The sequence below is a fragment of the Providencia sp. PROV130 genome, assembly GCF_028482225.1.
In the GTDB taxonomy this organism is placed as follows: domain Bacteria; phylum Pseudomonadota; class Gammaproteobacteria; order Enterobacterales; family Enterobacteriaceae; genus Providencia; species Providencia rettgeri.
Genome location: NZ_JAMPQC010000060.1, coordinates 1 through 4399 on the forward strand (window position 1 = coordinate 1; position 4399 = coordinate 4399).

Sequence of the window (4399 nt, forward strand, 5' to 3'; positions counted from 1 at the left end):
TTTACCTCGTCGTCGAACGTTGGCCCAACCTGGCTGGCGGACACATTGATGGCAAGACGGAACGGTTGCCATGCCGGTCCTTGCCACTTGTGCATCTGGCGACAGGCCTCGCCCAGCACCCACGCGCCTATTTCCGGCATCAGGCCGAACGACTCGGCCAGCGGCAGGAACTGGCCGGGCGGCAACAGGCCAAGCCTCGGATGCCGCCAGCGCATCAACGCTTCCGCGCCAGCGATCCGGTGATCGCGCAGATCGACCAGCGGCTGGTAATGCAGGTCAAGCTGTCCGCGCGCCGCCGCCTGCGCCAACTCGGCCGCCGTCCATCCGGCGGGCTGCGAACTCGTCATGATCCGCCCCGGAAGGCGCGCAGCAGCCGCGTTACGGCCAGAACGAACAAGCCGGTCAGCGCGAGCGCGGCAACACCCCAATGCTCGCCAAGGAAGGCACCGGCGGTCGTCCCGGCCAGCACGGCGGCGAGAATCGGCAGATGGCAGGGGCAGGTCAACACGGCCAGCGCACCCCACAGGTAGCCGGAAACGGGTTGGCGCGTCTCGGGCGGCAGTTTGTCAGGGGCGTTCACGGCAATGCCTCCTCGTGCGCCCGCTCGGCTGGCATGGAGGCCAGTTGCGCGTCCAGATGGGCCAACGCCGCGCGCCGCCGCTCGACCAACTGGCGCAGCACGGCAAGCTGCGCTGCGGCTTGTGCGCCGTCCGCTGCGTCGAGCGCACGGCACAGCCGCGCCAGGGCATCCAGGCCGATACCCGCCTCGAAGGCCGCGCGCACGAAGCACAGCCGTTGCAAGGCCGCATCGTCGAACACGCCGTAGCCGCCCGTGGTGCAGGCCACCGGCCGTAACAAGCCGCGCACCAGGTAGTCGCGCACGATATGTACGCTCACCCCAGCGTTATGGGCCAGTTGCGATACCGTGTAGGCGCTCATCGCACACCTCCTTGTCCTCACCCGGCGCAGCAGGAAAGCTGCTTCACATCCTTGTTGAAGGTCTGCGCCGCGAGCTTCAACCCTTCGACCATCGTCAGGTAGGGGAACAACTGGTCGGCCAGTTCCTGCACCGTCATCCGGTTGCGAATCGCCAGTGCGGCCGTCTGGATCAGTTCGCCCGCTTCCGGGGCCACTGCCTGCACGCCGATCAGTCGTCCGCTGCCTTCTTCAACCACCAGTTTGATGAAGCCGCGCGTGTCGAAGTTGGCGAGCGCGCGCGGCACGTTGTCCAGCGTTAGCGTGCGACTATCAGTTTTGATGCCGTCATGGTGCGCTTCCGCCTCGCTGTAGCCTACGGTCGCCACTTGCGGGTCGGTGAACACCACGGCCGGCATCGCGGTCAGGTTCAGGGCCGCGTCACCGCCGGTCATGTTGATCGCGGCGCGAGTGCCGGCCGCTGCCGCCACATAGACGAACTGCGGCTGGTCGGTGCAGTCGCCTGCGGCGTAGATGTGTTCCACGCTTGTACGCATGCCGGGGTCGATGACGATAGCGCCTTGCGGGGTGAGCGTGACGCCCGTCGCATCCAGTGCCAGCTTGCGTGTGTTGGGCGCGCGGCCGGTGGCGACCAGCAGCTTGTCGGCGCGCAGTTCGCCGTGCGCCGTGGTGAGCACGAATTCGCCGTCCCCTTCACCATTGATATACGCGACCTGGCTGGCCTGGGTGTGTTCCCTCACCTCGATGCCCTCCATGCGGAATGCGGCCGTGACGGCTTCGCCTATAGCTGGGTCTTCGCGGAAGAACAGCGTGCTGCGAGCCAGGATCGTCACCTTCGCTCCGAGTCGGGCGAACGCCTGCGCCAGCTCCAGCGCCACCACTGATGAGCCAATCACGGCCAGGCGCTTAGGAATCGTCTCGCTGACCAGCGCTTCAGTGGAAGTCCAGTACGGAGTGTCTTTCAGGCCGGGAATCGGCGGCACGGCCGGGCTCGCGCCGGTGGCGATCAGGCAGCGGTCGAATGCCACCACGCGCTCGCCGCCGTCGTTGAGTTGCACGATCAGGTTGCGATTGTCCTTAAAGCGGGCGGAGCCGTGCAGCACAGTGATCGCCGGATTGCCCTCCAAGATGCCTTCGTACTTGGCGTGGCGCAGTTCATCGACGCGGGCCTGCTGCTGGGCCAGCAGCGCCGTGCGCTGGATGGTCGGCGTGGTAGCGGCGATGCCGCCATCGAACGGGCTTTCCCGGCGCAGATGGGCGATATGGGCGGCGCGGATCATGATCTTGGACGGCACACAACCGACATTGACGCAGGTGCCGCCGATGGTGCCGCGCTCGATCAGCGTGACACGTGCGCCTTGCTCGACGGCCTTCAGCGCCGCTGCCATCGCGGCCCCGCCGCTGCCGATGACGGCGATATGCAATGCGCCGCTGCTACCCGTCTTGTCGTTTCTGCCCAGCAGATCGCGCATCTTGTCGAGCAATCCGCCCGGCGTCGAAACTGAGGGGGCATCGGCCAGCGTGGCCCGATAACCGAGTCCAGCTACAGCGGCCGTCAGCGCGTCGGGTGACGTGCCGACCTCAATGGCGAGCTTGGCGCTGCCCTTGGCGTAGGAGACATCCGCTGATTGCACGCCGGGCACTTTCTCCAGGGCGTCCTTGACATGCACTGCGCACGAGTCGCAAGTCATGCCGGTGATTTTGAGAGTGCTCATACCATCGTTCCTTATTCGTGTGGGCCGCCGTGTCGCACGGTCAGCCGTCTTTCACAAGCGCTTGGCGGGGAGTTCGCAGCCGTCCGGTCCGCAACGGCGATGCGCCGGCGACACGAAGTCCCAGATCGACACCCCAATCATCAAGGCCAGGCCGACGTACATCAGGTTCGCCGTCCACCAGTTGCCGAGCAGCCAGACCGTGGCCGCAAACACGATGGCCGGGCCGATCATGCCGAGCAGACTGCGCAGCCATTGCCGATGACTGAACCAACCCAGCGCGTTCGCCAGGAAGGCCAGCGCGGCAAACAGCGGCAGCAGGCGGCTGATGAACAGTCCCTCGTACTGGCTCAAGAAGCCCAGCCCGATGGCCGCGCCGAAGCTGGCGAGGGCTGGAAAGCAGGCGGCGCAGCCCATCGCGGAAACGACGCTGCCGAGCGCGCCGGTTTTATCGGCAATGCGTGTCATCAGTCCCATGAAGCGGCTCTCGCTGTTGTCGTTGGCTTGCTGGCTCACTGCTTGACGCTGGACGGATAGCCGGCGTCTGCGGTGGCCTTGGTCAGCTTCTGTACGCTGGCCTTGGTGTCGTCAAAAGTGACGACGGCCTCGCGCTTCTCGAAGCCCACATCGACCTTGCTCACGCCTTCGACCTTGGAGAGCGCTTTCTTGACTGTGATCGGGCAGGCGGCGCAAGTCATGCCGGGAACCGCTAGCGTGACGGTCTGGGTAGCGGCCCACACCGGGGCAACAGCGGCGGCGAGGGCAAGGGAGGCAAACAGTTTCTTCATGATGAACTCCTGGTTAATAGAAAAATGGAACGACATAGGGAAATCCAAGCGCGACCAGGACCAGCACGGCCACGATCCAGAAAATCAGCTTGTAGGTGGCGCGCACCTGCGGAATCGCGCAGACCTCACCTGGCTTGCATGCCTGCACGGGCCGGTAAATCCGCTTCCAGGCGAAGAACAGCGCCACTAGCGCCGCGCCGATGAACAACGGTCGATAGGGTTCCAGCACCGTCAGGTTGCCGATCCAAGCACCGGAGAAGCCCAGGGCGACCAGTACTAGCGGCCCCAGGCAGCAGGTCGATGCAAGAATGGCGGCCAGCCCGCCGGCGAAGAGCGCACCGCGCCCGTTTTGTGGTTCAGACATACGTTGGCCCTTTTGAATTTGGATTGGATAGCGTAACCTTACTTCCGTACTCATGTACGGAGTCAAGCGATATGGAAAATAATTTGGAAAACCTGACCATTGGCGTTTTTGCCAAGGCGGCCGGGGTCAACGTGGAGACAATCCGCTTCTATCAGCGCAAGGGCCTGTTGCGGGAACCGGACAAGCCTTACGGCAGCATCCGCCGCTATGGGGAGGCGGACGTGGTTCGGGTGAAATTCGTGAAATCGGCACAGCGGCTGGGGTTCAGTCTGGACGAGATTGCCGAGCTGTTGCGGCTCGACGATGGCACCCACTGCGAGGAGGCCAGCAGCCTGGCCGAACACAAGCTCAAGGACGTGCGCGAGAAGATGGCCGACTTGGCGCGCATGGAAACCGTGCTGTCTGAACTCGTGTGCGCCTGCCATGCACGAAAGGGGAATGTTTCCTGCCCGTTGATCGCGTCACTACAGGGCGAAGCAGGCCTGGCAAGGTCAGCTATGCCTTAGCGTGCTTTATTTTCCGTTTTCTGAGGTGCCCCCTAATAGTGTTCTTCCATTTCGGTAAAAATCCCTACCATGGATTCCCACTCGTCCGGGGGG

Annotated in this window: 8 protein-coding genes; 1 reads left to right on the top strand and 7 read right to left on the bottom strand. The window is 64.2% G+C overall.

The genetic code is table 11. The features are described 5' to 3' along the window. The 7 genes from PSF28_RS23300 to PSF28_RS23330 all read right to left on the bottom strand — a co-directional run. The coding region (locus PSF28_RS23300) for an EAL domain-containing protein (protein ID WP_272685728.1) at window positions 1–308 on the bottom strand (308 nt) is incomplete at its 3' end. 35 nt (window positions 309–343) lie between these two features. After that, window positions 344–580: a broad-spectrum mercury transporter MerE gene (gene merE, locus PSF28_RS23305; protein ID WP_000993386.1), complete on the bottom strand. Its 237-nt coding sequence runs from the start codon at window positions 578–580 to the stop codon at window positions 344–346. Further along, window positions 577–939 carry a mercury resistance co-regulator MerD gene (merD, locus tag PSF28_RS23310; RefSeq protein ID WP_001277456.1) on the bottom strand — a complete coding sequence of 121 codons (363 nt, stop codon included), beginning with the start codon at window positions 937–939 and terminating at the stop codon, window positions 577–579. Before merD ends, merE begins: the two co-directional genes overlap by 4 nt. A gap of 17 nt (window positions 940–956) precedes the next feature. Then, window positions 957–2651, bottom strand: coding sequence for a mercury(II) reductase (gene merA, locus PSF28_RS23315; RefSeq protein ID WP_000105636.1), 1695 nt, complete (start codon window positions 2649–2651; stop codon window positions 957–959). Between the two features lie 51 nt (window positions 2652–2702). Next, a complete protein-coding gene (gene merC / locus PSF28_RS23320) occupies window positions 2703–3125 on the bottom strand; it encodes an organomercurial transporter MerC (RefSeq protein WP_001340589.1) in 423 nt (140 codons plus the stop codon). Between the two features lie 35 nt (window positions 3126–3160). Continuing rightward, complete coding sequence (merP, locus tag PSF28_RS23325; protein ID WP_000732292.1) at window positions 3161–3436, bottom strand: mercury resistance system periplasmic binding protein MerP; 276 nt, start codon at window positions 3434–3436, stop codon at window positions 3161–3163. Between the two features lie 13 nt (window positions 3437–3449). After that, window positions 3450–3800 carry a mercuric transport protein MerT gene (locus PSF28_RS23330; RefSeq protein ID WP_001294663.1) on the bottom strand — a complete coding sequence of 117 codons (351 nt, stop codon included), beginning with the start codon at window positions 3798–3800 and terminating at the stop codon, window positions 3450–3452. Window positions 3801–3871: 71 nt separating this feature from the next. On the opposite strand from PSF28_RS23330, the gene merR reads away from it, so the two are divergent. Further along, the gene (gene merR / locus PSF28_RS23335; protein ID WP_000429836.1) at window positions 3872–4306 is read left to right on the top strand and encodes an Hg(II)-responsive transcriptional regulator; all 435 of its coding nucleotides are present in this window, start codon (window positions 3872–3874) and stop codon (window positions 4304–4306) included. Window positions 4307–4399 lie beyond the last annotated feature (93 nt).